This window comes from Corynebacterium sp. S7 (assembly GCF_054401105.1).
In genome coordinates, this window is the sequence record NZ_CM136760.1 from 2,555,937 (window position 1) to 2,573,839 (window position 17,903).

Below are 17,903 nucleotides of genomic sequence, written 5' to 3' on the forward strand. Positions count from 1 at the left end.
ATGTTTTACACGTCCCGCAATGTTTTGGTTTGAAGCAAATAAGGAGATTGCCACAATGGCTATCGAAGTCACCATCGAGATTCCAAAGGGTTCCCGTAACAAGTACGAAGTTGACCACGAGACTGGCAAGGTCTACCTCGACCGCTACCTGTTCACCCCAATGGCATACCCAGCCGACTACGGCTTCATCGACCACACCTTGGCCGACGATGGCGACCCATTGGATGCACTCGTAATCACCCCAGAACCAGTGTTCCCAGGCGTAATTGTCAAGGCTCGCCCAATCGGCGTGTTCAAGATGACCGATGAGGCTGGCGGCGACGACAAGCTGCTCTGCGTTCTCGATGACGTGCGCTACGACAACTACCAGGACATCGACGATGTTTCCCAGTTCGTTAAGGACGAGATCGAGCACTTCTTCGTGCACTACAAGGACCTCGAGCCAGGCAAGGAAGTCAACGGCTCTGGTTGGGGCAACCGCGCTGAGGCTGAGGAGATCTTGAAGGCTTCCATCGAGGCGTACAAGTAGTTATTGAATACTTTTGGCCGGCTCTCGCTTTGCGCGGAGCCGGCTTTTGCGTTTCTTTAGCACTTCTTCCAAGTATTTGCTACGCTGACCAATAACACCCTTGCCGTTGACCCTCCATATATCAAGGAGAGCGCCGATGACAAGGGTTAAAATAATTCTCACTTACTTGAGGTGTAGGGATTGGGAAAGTCAGCAAATAAGCGGTCTTATTCCACACGCCCAATTGTTACGGCGGTCTTAGTTGATGGTGGATTCTACCGTCGTCGCGCCTACAGCTTGTTCGGAGACAAATCTCCCGAAGACCGAGCACAAGAATTAGTTAAATATTGTCGTCGCCATATCACGGAATCGCGGAGTAGCCTGTATCGCATTTTCTATTACGATTGCCCGCCTTCAGAGAAAGTGATCTTCCACCCCCTAACAAGAAAACAGGTAAATCTTGGCAAAAGTGACCAATTTGAGTGGACCAATCAATTCTTTGCTTCCCTGACCAAGAAGCGAAAAGTTGCACTTCGACGGGGAGAAGAGTTAGAAACGCAGCGTGGATACACGCTAAAACCCAAACCCCTTAAACGGCTTTGCAGCGGAGTAATTTCAGTTGGTGATCTCACCGAAGATGACTTCCTGCTCGAAATTACTCAAAAAGGCGTGGACATGCGTATCGGCCTTGATATCGCTTCGCTTGCCGAGAGAGGCACCGTCAATCAAATAGTTATGATCACCGGTGATAGTGACTTTGTTCCAGCCGCAAAACACGCCCGACGTGAAGGAATCGATTTTATCCTCGACCCGCTTTGGGCAACGGTGACTCCGAGCTTGAGTGAACATGTCGATGGCATTCGACAATGCGTACTGAACTCGCCGAAAAATACTAATGATCCTCTTCACGAGAGTCAGCTCATGGTTAAAAAAGCCCAATCCCCCTTGCCCGAGGATGATGAAGAGCTTTAGGGAAGTGGGATCCCACCCAGAGCAGATTTTCCCATGCGTCCTCGACGACGCATACCAGTTCCTCAAGGACGAGATCGAGCACTTCTTCGTGCACTACAAGGACCTCGAGCCAGGCAAGGAAGTCAACGGCTCTGGTTGGGGCAACCGCGCTGAGGCTGAGGAGATCTTGAAGGCTTCCATCGAGGCGTACAAGTAGTTTTTGGCTCAGTTTCGCTACTACAGGCCGGCTTCCACTTCGGTGGGGGTCGGCTTTTTGCGTTGGTTGAGGTTCCCTGTTTGCAAATCCCAGCATGAGGATCCCCGGGAACCGCGGTCACAGCTTTGGTATTACGAAAGGTGAAAACGCCCTGACCACGGTACCCCGCAATCCTCAACCATTGATTTGCGAAAATTGGACCCGCCACACCTAACTCGACCGCCACCACCCGCGTAGACTCAACCACTATGAAAGAAGTACACGTAAACGAAGTCCCAGCCGGCGCACAGTTCATTGATGTCCGCGAACCAAACGAGTACGCAGAAGCTCACGCGGAAGGCACCGTCAACCTGCCCCTGAGCGAGTTCACCTCCCTGGCCGATCAGATCGATCCTGACCAGCCCGCGTACATTATTTGCCGCTCCGGCGGACGCAGCGCGCAGGCCGCAGAATATCTGGAGCTGGCCCGTGGTTGGGACAACGCAATCAATGTTCTTGGCGGCACCATCGAATGGATTGAGAAGGACCTACCTACCGTTCGCCCAGCTAGTTAATAGGGCCACCGGATAATGGTTGGCGGACGCCAATCATTTTACTAACTAACGATTGTTGCCTACCATAGGTTTTATGGCAACAAATAACGATCTCCCTGCAGCTCTCGTCACCTCGCCATCGTTCCAGGTGGAGCGGGTCCGTCGCCGGACCCGCGACGAGGTCGAGTCTGAAATGAGCAAAAACGGCACTACTATGCGCGAGTACTGGGTTCTGACGTGCATCGTCGACCAGAACGCCGCCAGCCAGTCACATCTCTCCGCACTGCTGGCCATTGATGCCTCTGATATGGTCCGCTTGATTGATTCTTTAGAAAAGAACGGTTGGGCGTCCCGCGAGCGTGACCCGAAAGACCGTCGTCGTCAGATTGTTGCGCCAACAAAAGAGGGCACCAAAATGCAGGCCAAGCTTTCCAAACTCGTCGCCGCCGCGGAGGACCGCGCGCTGGATGCAACGACCACCAAGCAGCTCAAGCATCTGCGCAAGCTAGCGCAAGCCATCCTTCAAGAGGAGGCGTAGCCGGTGCAGCAGTTCCTTGCCGGTGACAGAGCGCCGGCTCCCCGAACGCTCATTGATGTCTTCGTAGCCACCGCCACCGAGAATCCCGAGGCAGCAGCTATCGATGACGGGGACATCATCACTTACTCCGAACTCCTCGACGACGTCCAGGCGTGGGCGTCCGAATTGCACCGCAACGGCATCCGCCGCGGTGACCGGATTGGCGTTCGCATGACTAGTGGCTCCAAGGAGCTCTACACCGCGATTCTTGCCACCATGTACGCCGGCGCGGCTTATGTCCCCGTCGACGCCGATGACCCCGACGAACGCGCCGACCTAGTCTTTTCAGAGGCAGGCATCGACGGCCTGTTCAGCGACGATGGGTTCCGCATGTTGTCACCGTCGCACGAGGGTGACACGGAGCTTCCTTCGCTTAACGACGACGCGTGGATCATTTTCACCTCCGGTTCCACAGGCACCCCCAAGGGTGTGGCAGTAAGTCATCGTTCCGCGGCTGCATTCGTCGATGCGGAAGCGCGCATCTTTTGCGTCGACAACCCATTGGGTACCGAGGACCGCGTTCTGGCAGGTCTCTCCGTTGCCTTCGATGCCTCTTGTGAAGAGATGTGGCTGGCGTGGCGCTCCGGTGCCTGCCTGGTTCCGGCTCCTCGCGCGCTTGTGCGCTCCGGCCAGGACTTGGGCCCGTGGCTGATTCGCCGCGACATCACCGTTGTTTCCACCGTGCCTACCTTGGCTGGTCTGTGGCCTGCCGAGGCGCTCGATCACGTGCGCCTGCTCATCGTGGGTGGCGAGGCTTGTTCCTCGGAACTCGTCGACCGTTTGGCAACCCCCGAGCGCGAGATGTGGAATACCTATGGGCCCACCGAGGCCACCGTGGTTTCTTCTGCAACGCAGCTTTATCCCGGGAAACCGGTAGGTATTGGTCTTCCGCTTGATGGCTGGGACCTGGCTGTCGTCGATAAGCAAGAAAATCAAGTCGGCTACGGCGAGGTCGGCGAATTGGTCATCGGTGGCGTCGGCCTGGCCCGCTACCTCGACCCTGAAAAGGACGCGGAGAAGTACGCGCCGTGGGGCGACTGGGAGCGCGCGTATCGCTCCGGCGACCATGTGCGTATGGAAGAAGATGGCCTTTATTTCGTTGGGCGTATCGACGACCAGGTGAAAATCGGCGGCCGCCGCATTGAGCTCGGCGAGGTCGATGCGAATGTTGCTGCACTTGATAACGTGTACAACTCTGCTGTGGCCGTGCAAAAGACCGGCGCGGGCGACTCCGTACTGGTGGGCTATGTGTCGCTGGAGGATCCTGAGGCGGGCTTTGATCACCAGGCGGCGCACGAGCAGCTGGCAGAAACCATGCCGGCTGCACTCGTTCCGCGCATCTGCGTGATGGATGAGCTGCCCGTGACTACCTCCGGCAAGGTGGACAAGAAGTCCCTGCCGTGGCCACTTCCAGGCGTGGGAGTTGAGGCCCAGGGCCTGACAGCTACCGAGGCGTGGCTGGCAGAAATCTGGGTCGACGTCCTTGGCGTGGCCGTGGAAGATAAAAACGCCGACTTCTTCGAGCTCGGTGGTTCTTCCCTGGCTGCGGCGACGTTGGTTGCACGAATCCGTGAGAAGGTCCCTACCGTTGCGGTCCGTGATCTCTATGACCAGCCCCGGCTGGAAAAACTCGCCGAAACGGTGGACCGGATCGCCGAGGAATCCGGCATCGATATGGGCTCTGCCCAGCCAATTGAGCCCCGCGAGGTCAAGCCTGTCGGTGCGTGGATGCGCATTCGGCAGACCCTGTTCCAGGTGATTGCGATGACCTTGAAGGCTGCTACCTTCGTCTCCTCGTGGCTGATCATCTCGAACGTCATGGTGCTATTGGGCATTGACTGGGCCGTGCACACCAACTGGTGGTTGGCAGTGGGCTTGTTCATTGTGTTCGGCACTCCAATTGGTCGGATCCCCATCGGCGCGCTCGGTGCACGTTTGCTCACTGCCGGGATTAAACCCGGCGACTACAAGCGTGGCGGCTCGCAGCACTTCCGGATTTGGGCCGCCGAGCGTTGGGCTGATGCCTCTGGCTCGCAGTCTGTTTCTGGTGCGACCTGGGTAAATTATTATGCCCGGCTCCTGGGCGCGAAGATTGGCAAGGGCGTCGACTTGCACTCCCTGCCACCGGTGACCGGCATGCTTACGCTTGGCGACCACGCCGCAGTCGAACCAGAGGTTGACCTGACCGGATACTGGGTCGATGGCGATATCGTCCACGTCGGCGAGATTTTCATCGACGAGGATGCCCGCATCGGCGCACGCTCCACGCTATTGCCTGGCACCAAAATTGGTGCCGACGCGCACATTGAAGCAGGTTCCACCGTTACCGGCGACAAGAACGTGAAGAAGGGCGCGCGTTGGTCCGGTTCCCCGGCCAAGAAGGTCGGCCGCTCCAAACACCGCTTCCCCGAGGAACATCCGCCACGTCGTTCCTACTGGGTATGGGGCTACGGCCTGACCTCCATCGCACTAGAGATCCTGCCCATGGCCGGCGCAGTCCTGGCCATCGCGTCTGTTGTCTGGCTGATCGAAGCCACCGGCGGCAGCCCGTACGTCGGCTCCGTGCTCTTCGCACCGGTTGGCGCGCTAGTCCTGTTCGCCTTCACCATGGTGGCCACCTGGCTCGGCGTCCGCCTGCTCTCCATTGGGCTCAAGCCCGGCGTGACCCCGGTGCGCTCGCATCAAGGTTGGCGGATTTGGACGATCACCAGGCTTATGGACGACGCCCGCACCCGCCTCTTCCCGCTGTACGCGGGCGCGCTCACCCCGCTGTGGTTGCGCTCGCTGGGCGCGAAGATTGGCAAGGATGTGGAAATTTCCACGGCCGTGATGGTGCCGAAGTTTTCCGAGGTCAAAGACGGAGCATTTCTTGCCGACGACACCCTGCTCGGCGGCTACGAGCTCGGCGGCGGTTGGATGATGACTGGCGAATCCGTCGTGGGCAAGCGCTCCTTTGTGGGTAACTCCGGTATTACTTCCCCTGGGCGCAAGCTGTCGAAGAACTCCCTGGTTGCCGTGCTGTCCTCGACGCCAAAGAAGGCGAAGGCTGGCTCAAACTGGTGGGGTTCACCTCCAGAGCGCATGCGTCGCGTTGAGGTGGATACCGAAGATGGAGAATCGCGTACCTATTCCCCATCGCTTGGTTTGAAGATTGCCCGTGGCCTGATTGAGACTCTGCGCCTGCTGGCACCGATTACCTTCGCGATGATCGCCGCTGGGATCCTCTCCGCCATACACATCCTGCTGGTTGAGGTCGGTGTGTGGGCACCGTTCGCCTTCGGTGGTCTCATTCTCATGGCTGCTGGTTTGGTGGCCGTGGTGGTTACCGTGGTGGCGAAGTGGGTGTGTGTAGGCAAACACCGCAAGGGCGACCACCCGCTGTACTCCTGGTTCGTCTGGCTCAACGAGCTGCAAGACACCTTCGTCGAGGCAGTTGCTGCACCATACTTCTTGATTCCTGCCTCCGGCACTGGCGAGCTTAACCTCGCGCTTCGTGCACTTGGTGTCAAGATTGGTAAGGGTGCCTGGATTGAGTCCTACTGGTTCCCAGAAACCGACCTGTGTTACGTCGGCGATGGCGCCACCGTGGGCCCGGGAACAGTGGTGCAGACTCACCTCTTCCAGGACCGCGTGATGAGCCTGGATACCGTGGAAATCGGTAATGGGGCAACTCTTGCGTCGCACTCGGTGGCGTTGCCCGCCTCGTCGATAGGCGAGGGTGCAACCGTGTGGCCTGGATCCCTGATGATGCGTGGCGACAAGGTGCCGGGCTCTACCGTGTGGCAGGGTAACCCGATTGAGCCGCGAAGTTAGCGCTGCATAAAAGAAAGAGCGACCTGAATGGGTCGCTCTTTCTTTTATTTAGTCCTCGAAGGGATCGTCGTGCCGATGGTTGAATTCTCGCAGCACTTTGAATGTCCTGTCTCGTTCGGTCTCACGTCCTGCTTCGAACTGCAGGACATCATCTCGAAGAAAACGGGTCTGGGAATTGACTTTGTGCGACGGTATTTTCTCTTCCCTCGCCCATTTCATTAGCGTGGTTTCGGTAACACCTAAGAGCTCCGCCGCAGCGGTGCTGGACAATTCATCCGACATCCGAGAAAGCGTGAATTCGCCTGATTCCGCGATGGAACGCAATGCCTGCAAAAGCAGAGTTTCAACGTTTTCGGACACGGGAATCGGTTGCCCATCGGCTCCAAATATCTTTATCGAAGCACCTTCCGACAAGTCCATTCCACGTATTTCTTCAATAGTGCTGTCATCGATAGTCAATTGTCAGCTCCTTCGACGGTTAAGGGTAATTGACGTGCTGATTCAATCAGGAATATTTGTTGCCCAAACTATGGTTGTATGAAAGAGAACGCATTTCCTCAACATTGTAAGGAGAAGTCGTGTACACAATCACCATCATCGGAGGCCACGGCAAGGTCGCACTGCGCACTGCCCCACTGCTTGTAGAGGCCGGCCATACCGTGAAATCAGTTATTCGAAACCCGAATCATGCCGAGGATGTTGCGGCAACCGGAGCAACTCCAGTCATCGCAGACATTGAGAATATGAACGTGGCCGAAACCGCCGAGCTCCTCGAGGGCAGCAACGTGGTTGTGTGGGCGGCTGGCGCCGGTGGCGGTAACCCAGATCGCACGTGGGCCGTTGACCGTGACGCAGCAATCCGCACGATGGACGCAGCGCAGTCCTTAGCAATTCACCGCTATATTATGGTCTCCTATTTCAATACCCGTTTGAAGAATGGGCGCGTGCCAGGCGTTGTCGAAAGCGATGGCATGTACCCGTACTACAACGCAAAATCGCAGGCCGACGAGCACCTGAAAATGAGTGGGCTGGACTGGACTATCCTCGGCCCATCCGGGCTCACGCTCGATGAGCCCAGCGGCAAGATCACCGTGGACAACAGCGGTGCTCAGCTAGACACCGACGTCCCACCAACCTCGCGTGGAAACGTGGCCCAAGCAATTGCTGCAGCTGTAGAAAACTCCACCTCGATTGGCAAGCTGTTCTCCTTCCACGATGGAGACAAGCCGATTACCGAGGCGATTCGCTAAATAAAATGATCACCTTTCCGGAAAACCATTTGCCCGGAAAGGTGATCATTTTTCTTAGCGCTTGGGAGTGGCAAGTTGCCGAGTGGCTGCAAGCGCCAGCGAGAGACACATTTTCCGGCACTCGTCGACCCTACTCGTGTGACGTTGAGGCCCTTCGGCGGAAAAGCAGCATGACGTTCCTGCGTCCGAAGCGTCGTGCTTTAGGATGGAGCCCGCTTGTCACGCGGCCTAGATCGAAAAATTAGTACAGGCTTGGGCGAATATACTCCCAGGCTGGAGCCAATTCTTCCTTCAGGTTCGGCCAATCGTGCAAGCCAGGCCCCTTGTAATGCACCGTGTAATTAGTAGCACCCTGGTTCGATAGGGCGCGGTCCAGTTCACGAGTACAGGTCAGCACACCGCGCTCCAAAACGCTGCCAATTACCAGATTCGATGTCGTAATCGAATCAATGTTTCGGCCTGGTGCGATGCTGCCGTCTGCCGAGGCCAAGTACACTGCCATCTGCGACAACCCCGATGGATCGCTCGCAACATCGTGTCGAATCCATTCCTCGGAACCTTCTGGCCCCCACATATTTTCTACGTCTGCGCCTCGCGATTCTGGAACGATGCGTGCGATCTGGGAGCCGATCGGGGACGTCGTCGAGTAGCATCCTGAGATACCAAAGGTGGCATCGAAAAGGTCAGGGTTCGTGTTGGCAATGTGCACGGCCCCGGACGCACCCATGGAGATGCCGCCGATAGCGTGGTGCCCGTTGAACGCGATGTCGGGCTGCGCCTCAATCAAGGGGAGCAGCTCATCGACGATGAACGTCTCCCACTTTTGTCGTCCTAACACCTCATCGTCGGCGACCCAATCGGAATACCAGGTACCGTTCGCGTCGAGTGGGAATACCAGGGTCGCAGCCTCGTCGGCGAACACTTCGTTGACATCTTCCGCGCCAGCCCCATAGAGCCAACCGGTGTTAATGGGCGCGACAATGCCATCAAGCACGGTGACAATCGGGCCCGCCTCGGTGAGCTGGGGCCGCACGTCGACAAGAATGTTGCGCCCCATCGATGGGGATGCCACGGTCCACCGTTCAATATCAAGACCCGCAGCCGGAGAGCTCACCCGCGAGATCAGCGCGACCTCAGTGATCGTTTCGTCCACAGGATATGGGTAATCGGCGGGCACTTGCTGAAACTCTTCGGGAATAGCGAAATCACTCGAACCAACAACGCCCAGGGAGCTCAGCAGACCATTCAGGGTAGCTCCCGACGAGCCCGGCCGCTCACTTGAGGCAATCGTCCAAGCGCGAAGCACGCTTTCAAGTTGAGGGTCAGTGAGCGTGCTCGCGCTCGACCCCGCACTAGACAAGGAGGAGCCATTGCTTGACGACGATTCCTGCGCGTTTCCTGGGACCGCACCGATAGTGCCTGCAAGCGCGACGGTGAGAGCTGCAGCCAGTATCGATTTTCCTGTGATTCTCATGTGTAGAAACACTACACAGCGTTACGAATGTTGCCGAGTGGAAACAGTTTCGGGGGTAACTAAATGTGATCTGCCTGATGCTCCAAGCCGTCCAAATACACCTCGATCAGCCAGCGGCTCGCTCCGGGCAGAACCTCGGTCGTTGTCTTCGGCAGCGGTCTGCTTGTTGCTACTAGCCCGAGGTGAAATCGCAGTGGTTCGAGGTTTTTGTCGACCAAGCCCGCTCGTTTTGCCGGCATGAGAAGACGTTCATATGCCTTCTCAAGGCGATTGACCATGGCAAGTAGCGAGGATTTCTCTGAATCCTCCAGCAAATTCAACGCCTCTCCCGTTCCATGGTCCAGCTCGAACAAGCCAATCATTCCTTGTCCAAGTGCTGCAATCTCGAGCTCGGAAATGGCGAAAACCGTTTCCCGCCAGAACTTTTTCGGCTCCGCATCTAATTTTGGGAAGTACTCGTCGACAACTTCCTCGATGTCTTGCACAGCATCGTTAAGCACGGCAAGAACCAAATCGTTGCGCGTTGGAAAATGACGGGTCAAGGTAGCAATGCCCAAGCCAGCTTCGCGTGCGACGGCACGCATTGATGCCCCCGCATCCCCATGAGAAAACATTCGGCGCGCGGTGGCGATGATGGTGTCGCGATTGTCTCGCGCATCTCTTCTCATGACTCCCCTTGCTTTCAATCCCAGTCAACTACAGACTACTTGACACAAATTTAAATGGAACATTATGATCCAAATGTAAATTGGAACATACTGTTCCACAAAACTCCACTATCGATGGAAGAGATCGTGTCAGCTACCGAAACCACTCAAAAGCACAACCAACGCAAGGCACCACCACCTGCAGCACAAGCCATAGGTTTGATCATCTTGGTGCCCATCATCATCGGGCTAATGCTCTTTGCCTTTCTGGCTCCTTCCCAGGCATCCGGCCCGAAGGACGTACCCATCGCCGTATCCGCACCAGAGCCCGTAGTCACTCAAATACAGGAACGCTTAGGCGCTGATCCCGACAATGCGCCCGAACTCATCGAGGCTTCCAGTGCGAACGACGTCGAACAGCTCATCTTGAATCGTGAAGCTGTCGGTGGCATGGCCGTAGCTCCAGAAGGTGCCACCGTATATACAGCCAGTGGCAACGGCGCCGTGTACACGCAAATGCTCACAGGCATCGCAGACACCTTCCGCTCCTCCGGCCAGACCGTAAATATCGTCGATCTTGCGCCGACCAGCGCTGACGATCCAAATGCCACCGGTATCGCGACCCTTGGCCTCCCCTTAGCCTTCGGAGGATTGGTCTCTGCCGTGGCCGTGACCTTCCTCATGCGCGGCCGCAAATGGCTTAAAACCGCAACCCTCATCGGCATTGCCGCAGTTGGCGGACTTGTTGTCACATGGCTCCTACACACCGTCTATGGCACGTTGACCGGAAGCTTCTGGTTAGAGTTCCTCGCCATCGCACTCGGTATCGCAGCCACCTCACTATCTGCCGCGGGCCTCGCCGCAGTGCTTGGATTCTCCGGCCTCGGCCTCGCCGCGATTGCCACAATCTTCATCGCCAACCCGTTGTCCGGCCTAGCCACCGGCCCATGGTTGCTTCCTGCAGGCTGGTCAACGCTGGGTCAGTGGATGACCATCGGGGCCACCGGACACCTTGTGCGCTCGATCTCCTTCTTCGATGGCGCAGGTGTTGGATCAGCGTGGTGGGTACTGATCATCTGGGCGGTTGCCGGGCTCCTCCTGCTAGCAGTCGATCGCTCGAAGCCGAAAGCAGTAGTGGCGAACTAAGAACTAAGACAAGGTGGGCTTACCCCCAGCCCTATCGCCCCGTAAACTTCGGGTCTCTTCCCTGCTTACGTGCGCGGGCCACTTCGAGGCGATCATCCGAGTTCCATGCCGCCTCACGCGCTTCATTGCGCTCTGCGTTGGAAAACGCGTCTCGGGCGAACTCCATCCTCAGTTGTTTAACGGTCAAAGGCGCCTTCCGCGTCAACTCCAAGGCCATCTCAATCGCATCGTCCAGGCTGCCCTGCTGCAGAGCGAAGCCACAATCTACAGCTTCACTCGACGGCAAACCCCAACCGTAGAGCAGCATCGCACGAGCACGCGATCCACCTACTAGGCTTTCCAGCGCTTCCACAGTGGCTGAGTCGACGCCGATGGCCATGTCTGAGACCGGGAGCCGGAATCCAGCCAGCGGCGATGCAATACGTATGTCGCAGGCCATTGCCAGCATGGTACCTGCGCCAATAGCCGGCCCGTTCACGTAAGCAATCAACGGGATAGGCAAGGTGGTCATGACGTGGATCAAGTGCTCGATTGCCGGGTAGAGCTCACCGTGGAAGTCTTTCTCATCCAAATCCGCGCCGGCGCTAAACACGCTACCCGCACCCGTAAGCACGATGGTCCGCGCACCTTCCTCAACGCACTTCTCCATCGCAGCACCGATCTCGGTGCACAGTTCTACGTTGAGTGCGTTGCGCTTTTCATCTCGATTAATTGTAAGCACCCAGACGGCACTGGCAATCAAACGAGTTTCCACCATGCTAGTCACCGATCTGATCACGACCTCGCTTCACCAGCAGTGGATCAGGCTGACCAACTAGCTCATGGTCCTTGTTGGTGTACTCAAACTTGCTCAGGATGTAGCGCATCGCGTTGATACGTGCGCGCTTCTTGTCATTGGACTTGATGGTTACCCATGGCGACTCATCGGTATCCGTGTAGCGGAACTGCTCTTCCTTGGCGCGGGTGTAGTCATCCCACTTGTCCAGGGAGGCCAAGTCCATCGGGGAAAGCTTCCACTGACGCACAGGGTCCACCTGGCGGATTGCAAAGCGGGTGCGCTGCTCCTTCTGGGTTACCGAGAACCAGAACTTTGTCAGCGAGATGCCGGAACCAAGAATCATGTTCTCCAGCATGGGAACCTCACGCAGGAACTCCGCGTGCTGAGATTCGGTGCAGAAGCCCATCACGCGCTCAACACCGGAACGGTTGTACCAAGAACGGTCAAAGAAGACGATCTCGCCTGCTGCTGGGAAGTGCGCGATGTAGCGCTGGAAGTACCACGAGGTGCTCTCTTTTGGCGATGGCTTCTCCAAAGCCACCGTCCGCGCACCACGAGGGTTAAGGTGCTCGTTGAAACGCTTGATGCTGCCACCCTTGCCGGCCGCGTCACGGCCTTCAAACAGGATGATGTGGCGCTGACCCGTTTCCTTGGTCCAGTTCTGCCACTTCAGAAGTTCGATCTGCAGAGCACGCTTGGTGTGCTCGTATTCCTTGCGCGTCATGCGCTCTTCGTATGGGTAGTTTTCGCGCCAGGTCTCAATAGGAGTGCCTTCAGCGGTGAGAAGAACGGGATCGTCCTCATCAGAATCATCGACGGTATAACCCGCCGTTTCTGCGAGGTTGATCATCGGCAGTTCGTCATCCTTGTGGTCAGCCATGTTCTAGATATTACAGCGCAGTCACGAATGCTGCCCGGCGACATAAATATTTCTTCGCAGGGCATAAGGTATTTCACTTAGCGACGATTGCCTGCGCCTAATTTTGGGCATGCAAAAAGCCCACCGCATGTGCGGTGGGCTTCGTCTACGCCGTATGTGGCGTGGGGGTTACTTATGCAACCAGGCCGATGAGCTTAGAAGCAGCCTTTGCCCACTCAGCGATTGGCTCGATCAGGGTGATGAGGGAATCAACGATACCGGTGGAGGAAAGTTCGAACCAGGTGCCGAGGAAGTTAGAAGAGGTGGTCATGTTTTTCTCCTTGAAGAAGGTGGTGGCCGCGAATTTTTCCGCAGTCCAGAGTTAGTTGAGGGGTGCAAGCAGCCGTTAGGCTACTGGCGAAGTGAAATTACTCTCCGGAAATGGAAGAGCCACCGATGATGGAGGAGGTCTCCAGGGTGGAAGAGGTGTCAACGAGAGCGGAGGAGCCGTCGCCGTATGCTGCGTACTCGAGCAGGTTGCCGATGATGATAGCAGGAAGCTCCATGAAGTCGCGGATGTTCTCGCCGAAGGTGCCGAATGCGCCGAGCAGGTCGCCGATAAAGGAAAGGTCCATGATGTTCTCCATCTGAGAGGGCCAGCGGAGCTGGCAAGTATTTGACAGTTGGCTGACACCCCTTCGGGCGCCATCGATGAATATTCTTGCACACTTTTAAGGGCTGTCAACTGGAAAAAGCCAAATTAGTTTTATCTACCGTGATCGAACCGTAATTAACCTGTAGTTCATTTTTAACGCAGTACTGACAGGACCTTGCCAATAACCTGCACGAATTCCACAGCGTCAAATTAACGTAACACTAAATTTTTCAGCTAACGTAACGCACTCACCCTCTATCCGATAGAGGGAAAGTTACGCAGGTCACATGATCCGGCAACCTTCTTCAGCACCCCCATTTGGGTTAAAAGCTCGGTTCAGTCGAGGATTAATATAACCTATTTCTCCTGTGCACAGCGACGAAAAGGCCCTGTCTCTCCAGTGCGGAGAGACAGGGCCTCGTCGAAAAGCGAGTAAAAAAGCGAAACGCTTCTATTACATCATGCCGCCCATTTGGTCAGCCTCACGCGCAGCCTGGCCTGCTGGCTCAGGCTTGTCCGCAACCACTGCCTCAGTGGTCAGGAACAGCGCAGCGATGGATGCAGCGTTCTGCAGAGCAGAGCGGGTGACCTTCGCTGGATCGTTGATGCCAGCGTCCATCATGTTGACGTACTCGCCGGTTGCAGCGTTCAGGCCCTCGCCGTCAGGCAGGTTAGCTACCTTGTCTGCAACAACGCCTGGCTCCAAGCCAGCGTTAAGAGCAATCTGCTTCAAAGGAGCAGACAGCGACTCACGAACGATCTTGACGCCAGTTGCCTCGTCGCCCTCAAGGCCGAGGTCGTTTTCTAGGCCTGCGGAAGCCTGCAGCAGCGCTACGCCACCGCCGGCAACGATGCCCTCTTCAACAGCTGCCTTAGCGTTGCGCACAGCGTCCTCGATGCGCAGCTTGCGCTCCTTGAGCTCGACCTCGGTGGCTGCGCCAACCTTGATCACTGCAACGCCGCCAGCAAGCTTTGCCAGGCGCTCCTGGAGCTTCTCACGGTCGTAGTCGGAGTCGGAGTTCTCCATCTCAGCGCGGATCTGCTTGACGCGACCCTCGATCTGCTCCTTGCTGCCAGCACCCTCGACGATGGTGGTCTCGTCCTTGGTGATGACAACCTTGCGTGCCTGGCCCAGAAGTGGCAGGTCTGCGGTCTCAAGGGAAAGGCCGACCTCTTCTGCGATGACCTGGCCACCGGTCAGAACTGCGATGTCCTGCAGCATTGCCTTACGACGATCGCCGAAGCCTGGAGCCTTCACGGCAACGGACTTGAAGGTGCCACGGATCTTGTTCACAACGAGGGTGGAAAGGGCTTCGCCCTCAACGTCCTCAGCGATGATCAGCAGTGGCTTGCCGGACTGCATAACCTTCTCCAGCAGTGGGAGCAGGTCCTTGACGTTGGAGATCTTGGAGGAAACCAGGAGGATGTATGGATCTTCCAGGACAGCCTCGCCGCGCTCCATGTCGGTAGCGAAGTAAGCGGAGATGTAGCCCTTATCAAAGCGCATACCCTCGGTGACCTCTAGGTCAACGCCGAAGGTGTTGGACTCTTCAACGGTGATGACAGAATCCTTGTTCACCTCGCCGTTGCCCACGGCGTACATAGCTTCTGCGATCTTCTTGCCGATCTCAGGGTCGGAGGCAGAAATACCAGCGGTGGAAGCGATCTCTTCTTGAGTTTCAACTTCCTTCGCTGCCTCGAGCAGGTTGGAGGAAACCTTCTCTACGGCAGCTTCGATGCCGCGCTTGATGCCCATTGGGTTGGAGCCAGCAGCAACGTTGCGTAGGCCTTCGCGAACAAGTGCCTGAGCCAGGACGGTAGCGGTGGTGGTGCCGTCACCAGCAACGTCGTCGGTCTTCTTTGCTACTTCCTTAACCAGCTCTGCGCCGATCTTCTCGTATGGATCCTCGAGATCGATCTCGCGAGCGATGGTGACACCGTCGTTGGTAATGGTTGGCGCGCCCCAGGACTTCTCCAGGACAACGTTACGACCCTTTGGGCCAAGCGTTACCTTGACTGCATCAGCCAGCGTGTTCAGGCCATTTTCCAGGCTGCGGCGTGCTTCCTCATCGAATGCGATCATTTTTGCCATAGTGTGTTTGTTGCTCCTTATATATACGGAAAGCGACGACACTCTTCGTCTGGGTCCAAGCAGGCGCCCGCGACGGCAAGGCTGCTGAGTGAATGCAACCCCATCCCACTCGGTAATCGTTTTTAGCACTCTCACGGTTCAAGTGCTAACTACTTTTCTAGCACTCAATCCAAACGAGTGCAAGAATTGAGCCTATGACTCCAATCCGCGAACGTATTTTTAAGAACTTGTCAGAGATCGTCTCCTTCAATTCGGTGCATTCAGTACCCGAACTTGTCGGCGAGCATCAGGGCGCGGGACAGTGGGTCGTCGAAAAGCTTTCTGCTGCCGGACTCACCACCACCGCCCACGACACCGTCGACGGCACCCGCACCATCATTGGCCGCAAACCTGCCGTCGGTGATGCGAAGACCGTGCTGCTCTACTGCCACTACGACGTCGTGCCTGCCGGCGACCGCAACTCCTGGACCAGTGACCCATTTACCCTGACCGAGCGCGATGGCCGGTGGTACGGCCGTGGCGCTGCGGATTGTAAGGGCAACTTGGTCATGCACCTTGAGGCGCTGCAACTGCTCAAAGAGGCCGGTGGCAGCGACGTGGGCATCATCGTCGTCGCCGAAGGCTCCGAAGAAATGGGTGGTCAAGGACTTGCCGAGCTGATCCGCTCCAAACCAGAGCTCTTCGAATCCGACGCCATCTTGATCGCCGACACCGGCAACGCCGCTGTAGGCGTACCCACCCTGACCACCATGTTGCGCGGCGGAGCCCAGCTCACGCTCACCGTGGACACACTCGAGGCACCCGTCCACTCCGGACAATACGGCGGGGCGGCACCCGATGCGGTGGCAGCACTCGTGCGCATTTTAGATTCGCTTCGCGACGAGCACGGGCGCACCACCATCGACGGCGTGGAATCCACGCAGAAATGGTCCGGCACGCCTTACGAGCGCGCCGACTTCCGCAGCGACGCCGGGATCCTCGAGGGCGTGCAGCTGATGGGCACAGTTGACGACGAGCCCGCCGACATGGTGTGGGCGCGTCCTGCAATCTCGATCATTGGTTTCACCTCTACTCCTGTCGCCGAGGCAGTCAATGCCGTCCCCGCCACTGCGTCTGCCCAGCTCAACCTGCGCGTGCCACCTGAGATGGACTCGGCCGAGGTGGCCGACAAGTTGATCGCCCACCTAGAGGCACACACTCCGTGGGGCGCAAAGCTGACGGTAGAAGCCAGTGACATCAATGCACCATTCGCCACGGATACGTCCAAGCCAGCAGTGGCATTGCTGGGTCAATGCCTGGCACAGGCATACTCGGCCGACACTTTCGCCCAGACTGGTTCCGGCGGATCAATCCCGCTGACCTCGGAGCTCCAGGAGGCCTTCCCCGACGCCGAGATCGCACTCTTTGGCGTAGAGGAACCGCAGTCAACCATCCACTCGCCGAATGAGTCGGTTGACCCCACGGAGATTGAAAACATTGCCGTCGCTGAGGCGAATTTCTTGCAAAAGTACGCGGCACTCTAGAGCCATTTCATAACAAGACATTGGCCAAGTAACCACCAGTCCTTCGCAAAGAAACGATCTACCAAAAAGCCCCGTCACGCGGGGCTTTTTCCATCTTGCTAATTCAGTGTTGCTTGTCACAGTGACATAAGTTACTATGACGTACATGACAAAGAATCTTCTAGCGGTACTACGAGTGACGAAGGCTACGCACCTCGGCGCACATCAGGGCTGATTCCCTGCGCGCGGGGCAGTAGTCGGTAAGACGTACCAGCATTCGGGAATCGGTCCAAAAACTGATAAGTACCAAACTCGAAGGATTCTTTCCGTGAACACCACAATGACTACCCAGTCCTCCACCCGTACCCCACAATTTTCTTCCCCAATCACCAAGCCGGATACCCGCGACGCATTGCAGATCCGCTTCGGCACAGACCGAGCACTGCCAAAGGAACTGCGGGAGGAATCCGCAGGAATGAATTGGCACCTGTTCGCGGCAACCTACGCACCGAACGCAACTCTGCAGATCAGCTACACCGGTTCCAAGAACATGGACCTGCTGACTAGCATCTACTCCGCAGAGATCACCGAGCACTCCAAGACTGAGCCCCCGCACACCTTCAACCGTGAGATCAAGGCATCGGGCCCAGCGAGCGCCTTCTCACACATGTTGGCAGATGCAGGGCGCCACATTGAGATCTTGAAGTTCCACCAGATCGAGCTGTTCGAGGCAACCGTTACCATCATCAAGGCTGCCCACCAGGTCGACGAGGAACGCACTGCTTGGGCAATCGGCTTCGGCGCTACTTCGGAAGCATCCATCGCTCACGCCCTGAGCTCCGGCGCACAGCGAATTTACGGTTAAGACCGCACGCTTGCCACAACAAAAGTCCTAACAAAT

General features: G+C 57.0%; 17 protein-coding genes and 1 pseudogene. 10 read left to right on the forward strand and 8 right to left on the reverse strand.

What is annotated here, in order from left to right; all coding sequences use genetic code 11:
* Window positions 1-55: 55 nt before the first annotated feature.
* From ACXZ66_RS12135 to ACXZ66_RS12160, 6 genes and pseudogenes are all read left to right on the forward strand, one after another.
* On the forward strand, window positions 56-529 hold the full coding sequence (locus ACXZ66_RS12135; protein ID WP_458749076.1) for an inorganic diphosphatase: 474 nt from the start codon (window positions 56-58) through the stop codon (window positions 527-529).
* Window positions 530-709: 180 nt separating this feature from the next.
* Complete coding sequence (locus tag ACXZ66_RS12140) at window positions 710-1,480, forward strand: NYN domain-containing protein (protein ID WP_458749077.1); 771 nt, start codon at window positions 710-712, stop codon at window positions 1,478-1,480.
* 52 nt (window positions 1,481-1,532) lie between these two features.
* Window positions 1,533-1,676 (forward strand): annotated as a pseudogene (locus tag ACXZ66_RS12145) (inorganic diphosphatase); the annotation flags it as partial.
* Window positions 1,677-1,924: 248 nt separating this feature from the next.
* On the forward strand, window positions 1,925-2,230 hold the full coding sequence (locus tag ACXZ66_RS12150) for a rhodanese-like domain-containing protein (RefSeq protein ID WP_458749079.1): 306 nt from the start codon (window positions 1,925-1,927) through the stop codon (window positions 2,228-2,230).
* Window positions 2,231-2,303: 73 nt separating this feature from the next.
* Window positions 2,304-2,747 carry a MarR family winged helix-turn-helix transcriptional regulator gene (locus tag ACXZ66_RS12155; RefSeq protein WP_458749080.1) on the forward strand — a complete coding sequence of 148 codons (444 nt, stop codon included), beginning with the start codon at window positions 2,304-2,306 and terminating at the stop codon, window positions 2,745-2,747.
* 3 nt (window positions 2,748-2,750) lie between these two features.
* Window positions 2,751-6,599: a Pls/PosA family non-ribosomal peptide synthetase gene (locus ACXZ66_RS12160; RefSeq protein WP_458749081.1), complete on the forward strand. Its 3,849-nt coding sequence runs from the start codon at window positions 2,751-2,753 to the stop codon at window positions 6,597-6,599.
* Between the two features lie 48 nt (window positions 6,600-6,647).
* Here ACXZ66_RS12160 and ACXZ66_RS12165 read toward each other — a convergent pair whose 3' ends face one another.
* Window positions 6,648-7,058 carry a helix-turn-helix domain-containing protein gene (locus ACXZ66_RS12165; RefSeq protein ID WP_458749082.1) on the reverse strand — a complete coding sequence of 137 codons (411 nt, stop codon included), beginning with the start codon at window positions 7,056-7,058 and terminating at the stop codon, window positions 6,648-6,650.
* 119 nt (window positions 7,059-7,177) lie between these two features.
* Between ACXZ66_RS12165 and ACXZ66_RS12170 the strand changes: the two genes are divergently transcribed.
* A complete protein-coding gene (locus ACXZ66_RS12170) occupies window positions 7,178-7,849 on the forward strand; it encodes an SDR family oxidoreductase (RefSeq protein ID WP_458749083.1) in 672 nt (223 codons plus the stop codon).
* Window positions 7,850-8,090: 241 nt separating this feature from the next.
* Here ACXZ66_RS12170 and ACXZ66_RS12175 read toward each other — a convergent pair whose 3' ends face one another.
* Both ACXZ66_RS12175 and ACXZ66_RS12180 read right to left on the reverse strand, forming a co-directional pair.
* Window positions 8,091-9,323 (reverse strand): alpha/beta hydrolase, encoded by a 1,233-nt coding sequence (locus ACXZ66_RS12175; protein WP_458749085.1) that lies wholly within the window; start codon window positions 9,321-9,323, stop codon window positions 8,091-8,093.
* A gap of 59 nt (window positions 9,324-9,382) precedes the next feature.
* On the reverse strand, window positions 9,383-9,991 hold the full coding sequence (locus ACXZ66_RS12180; RefSeq protein ID WP_458749087.1) for a TetR/AcrR family transcriptional regulator: 609 nt from the start codon (window positions 9,989-9,991) through the stop codon (window positions 9,383-9,385).
* Window positions 9,992-10,117: 126 nt separating this feature from the next.
* Here ACXZ66_RS12180 and ACXZ66_RS12185 point away from each other — a divergent pair, with 126 nt between their 5' ends.
* Entirely contained in the window at window positions 10,118-11,116 is a 999-nt protein-coding gene (locus tag ACXZ66_RS12185) for an ABC transporter permease (RefSeq protein ID WP_458749089.1), read from the forward strand.
* Between the two features lie 31 nt (window positions 11,117-11,147).
* Here the strand turns inward: ACXZ66_RS12185 and ACXZ66_RS12190 are convergent, their stop codons facing one another.
* From ACXZ66_RS12190 to groL, 5 genes are all read right to left on the reverse strand, one after another.
* Window positions 11,148-11,873, reverse strand: a complete 726-nt coding sequence (locus ACXZ66_RS12190) for an enoyl-CoA hydratase-related protein (protein ID WP_458749091.1) — start codon at window positions 11,871-11,873, stop codon at window positions 11,148-11,150.
* 1 nt (window position 11,874) lies between these two features.
* Window positions 11,875-12,774 carry a polyphosphate kinase 2 gene (ppk2, locus tag ACXZ66_RS12195; RefSeq protein ID WP_458749092.1) on the reverse strand — a complete coding sequence of 300 codons (900 nt, stop codon included), beginning with the start codon at window positions 12,772-12,774 and terminating at the stop codon, window positions 11,875-11,877.
* A 172-nt stretch (window positions 12,775-12,946) separates the two neighbouring features.
* A complete protein-coding gene (locus ACXZ66_RS12200; protein WP_458749094.1) occupies window positions 12,947-13,084 on the reverse strand; it encodes a PorA family porin in 138 nt (45 codons plus the stop codon).
* 97 nt (window positions 13,085-13,181) lie between these two features.
* Complete coding sequence (locus tag ACXZ66_RS12205) at window positions 13,182-13,388, reverse strand: PorH family porin (protein ID WP_458749096.1); 207 nt, start codon at window positions 13,386-13,388, stop codon at window positions 13,182-13,184.
* Between the two features lie 474 nt (window positions 13,389-13,862).
* The gene (gene groL, locus ACXZ66_RS12210) at window positions 13,863-15,500 is read right to left on the reverse strand and encodes a chaperonin GroEL (protein ID WP_458749097.1); all 1,638 of its coding nucleotides are present in this window, start codon (window positions 15,498-15,500) and stop codon (window positions 13,863-13,865) included.
* Window positions 15,501-15,694: 194 nt separating this feature from the next.
* Here groL and ACXZ66_RS12215 point away from each other — a divergent pair, with 194 nt between their 5' ends.
* Together ACXZ66_RS12215 and ACXZ66_RS12220 are read left to right on the forward strand one after the other, a co-directional pair.
* Window positions 15,695-17,023, forward strand: a complete 1,329-nt coding sequence (locus tag ACXZ66_RS12215; protein WP_458749098.1) for a M20/M25/M40 family metallo-hydrolase — start codon at window positions 15,695-15,697, stop codon at window positions 17,021-17,023.
* 307 nt (window positions 17,024-17,330) lie between these two features.
* Window positions 17,331-17,867 (forward strand): acetyl-CoA acetyltransferase, encoded by a 537-nt coding sequence (locus tag ACXZ66_RS12220; RefSeq protein WP_458749099.1) that lies wholly within the window; start codon window positions 17,331-17,333, stop codon window positions 17,865-17,867.
* The last annotated feature ends 36 nt before the right edge of the window (window positions 17,868-17,903 follow it).

Coding starts and splice junctions, on each gene's coding strand:
- ACXZ66_RS12135 (WP_458749076.1), top strand. CDS start 56: ATGGCTATCGAAGTCACCATCGAGATTCCAAAGGGTTCCCGTAACAAG.
- ACXZ66_RS12150 (WP_458749079.1), top strand. CDS start 1,925: ATGAAAGAAGTACACGTAAACGAAGTCCCAGCCGGCGCACAGTTCATT.
- ACXZ66_RS12155 (WP_458749080.1), top strand. CDS start 2,304: ATGGCAACAAATAACGATCTCCCTGCAGCTCTCGTCACCTCGCCATCG.
- ACXZ66_RS12175 (WP_458749085.1), bottom strand. CDS start 9,323: ATGAGAATCACAGGAAAATCGATACTGGCTGCAGCTCTCACCGTCGCG.
- ACXZ66_RS12180 (WP_458749087.1), bottom strand. CDS start 9,991: ATGAGAAGAGATGCGCGAGACAATCGCGACACCATCATCGCCACCGCG.
- ACXZ66_RS12190 (WP_458749091.1), bottom strand. CDS start 11,873: ATGGTGGAAACTCGTTTGATTGCCAGTGCCGTCTGGGTGCTTACAATT.
- ppk2 (WP_458749092.1), bottom strand. CDS start 12,774: ATGGCTGACCACAAGGATGACGAACTGCCGATGATCAACCTCGCAGAA.
- ACXZ66_RS12200 (WP_458749094.1), bottom strand. CDS start 13,084: ATGACCACCTCTTCTAACTTCCTCGGCACCTGGTTCGAACTTTCCTCC.
- ACXZ66_RS12205 (WP_458749096.1), bottom strand. CDS start 13,388: ATGGACCTTTCCTTTATCGGCGACCTGCTCGGCGCATTCGGCACCTTC.
- groL (WP_458749097.1), bottom strand. CDS start 15,500: ATGGCAAAAATGATCGCATTCGATGAGGAAGCACGCCGCAGCCTGGAA.
- ACXZ66_RS12215 (WP_458749098.1), top strand. CDS start 15,695: ATGACTCCAATCCGCGAACGTATTTTTAAGAACTTGTCAGAGATCGTC.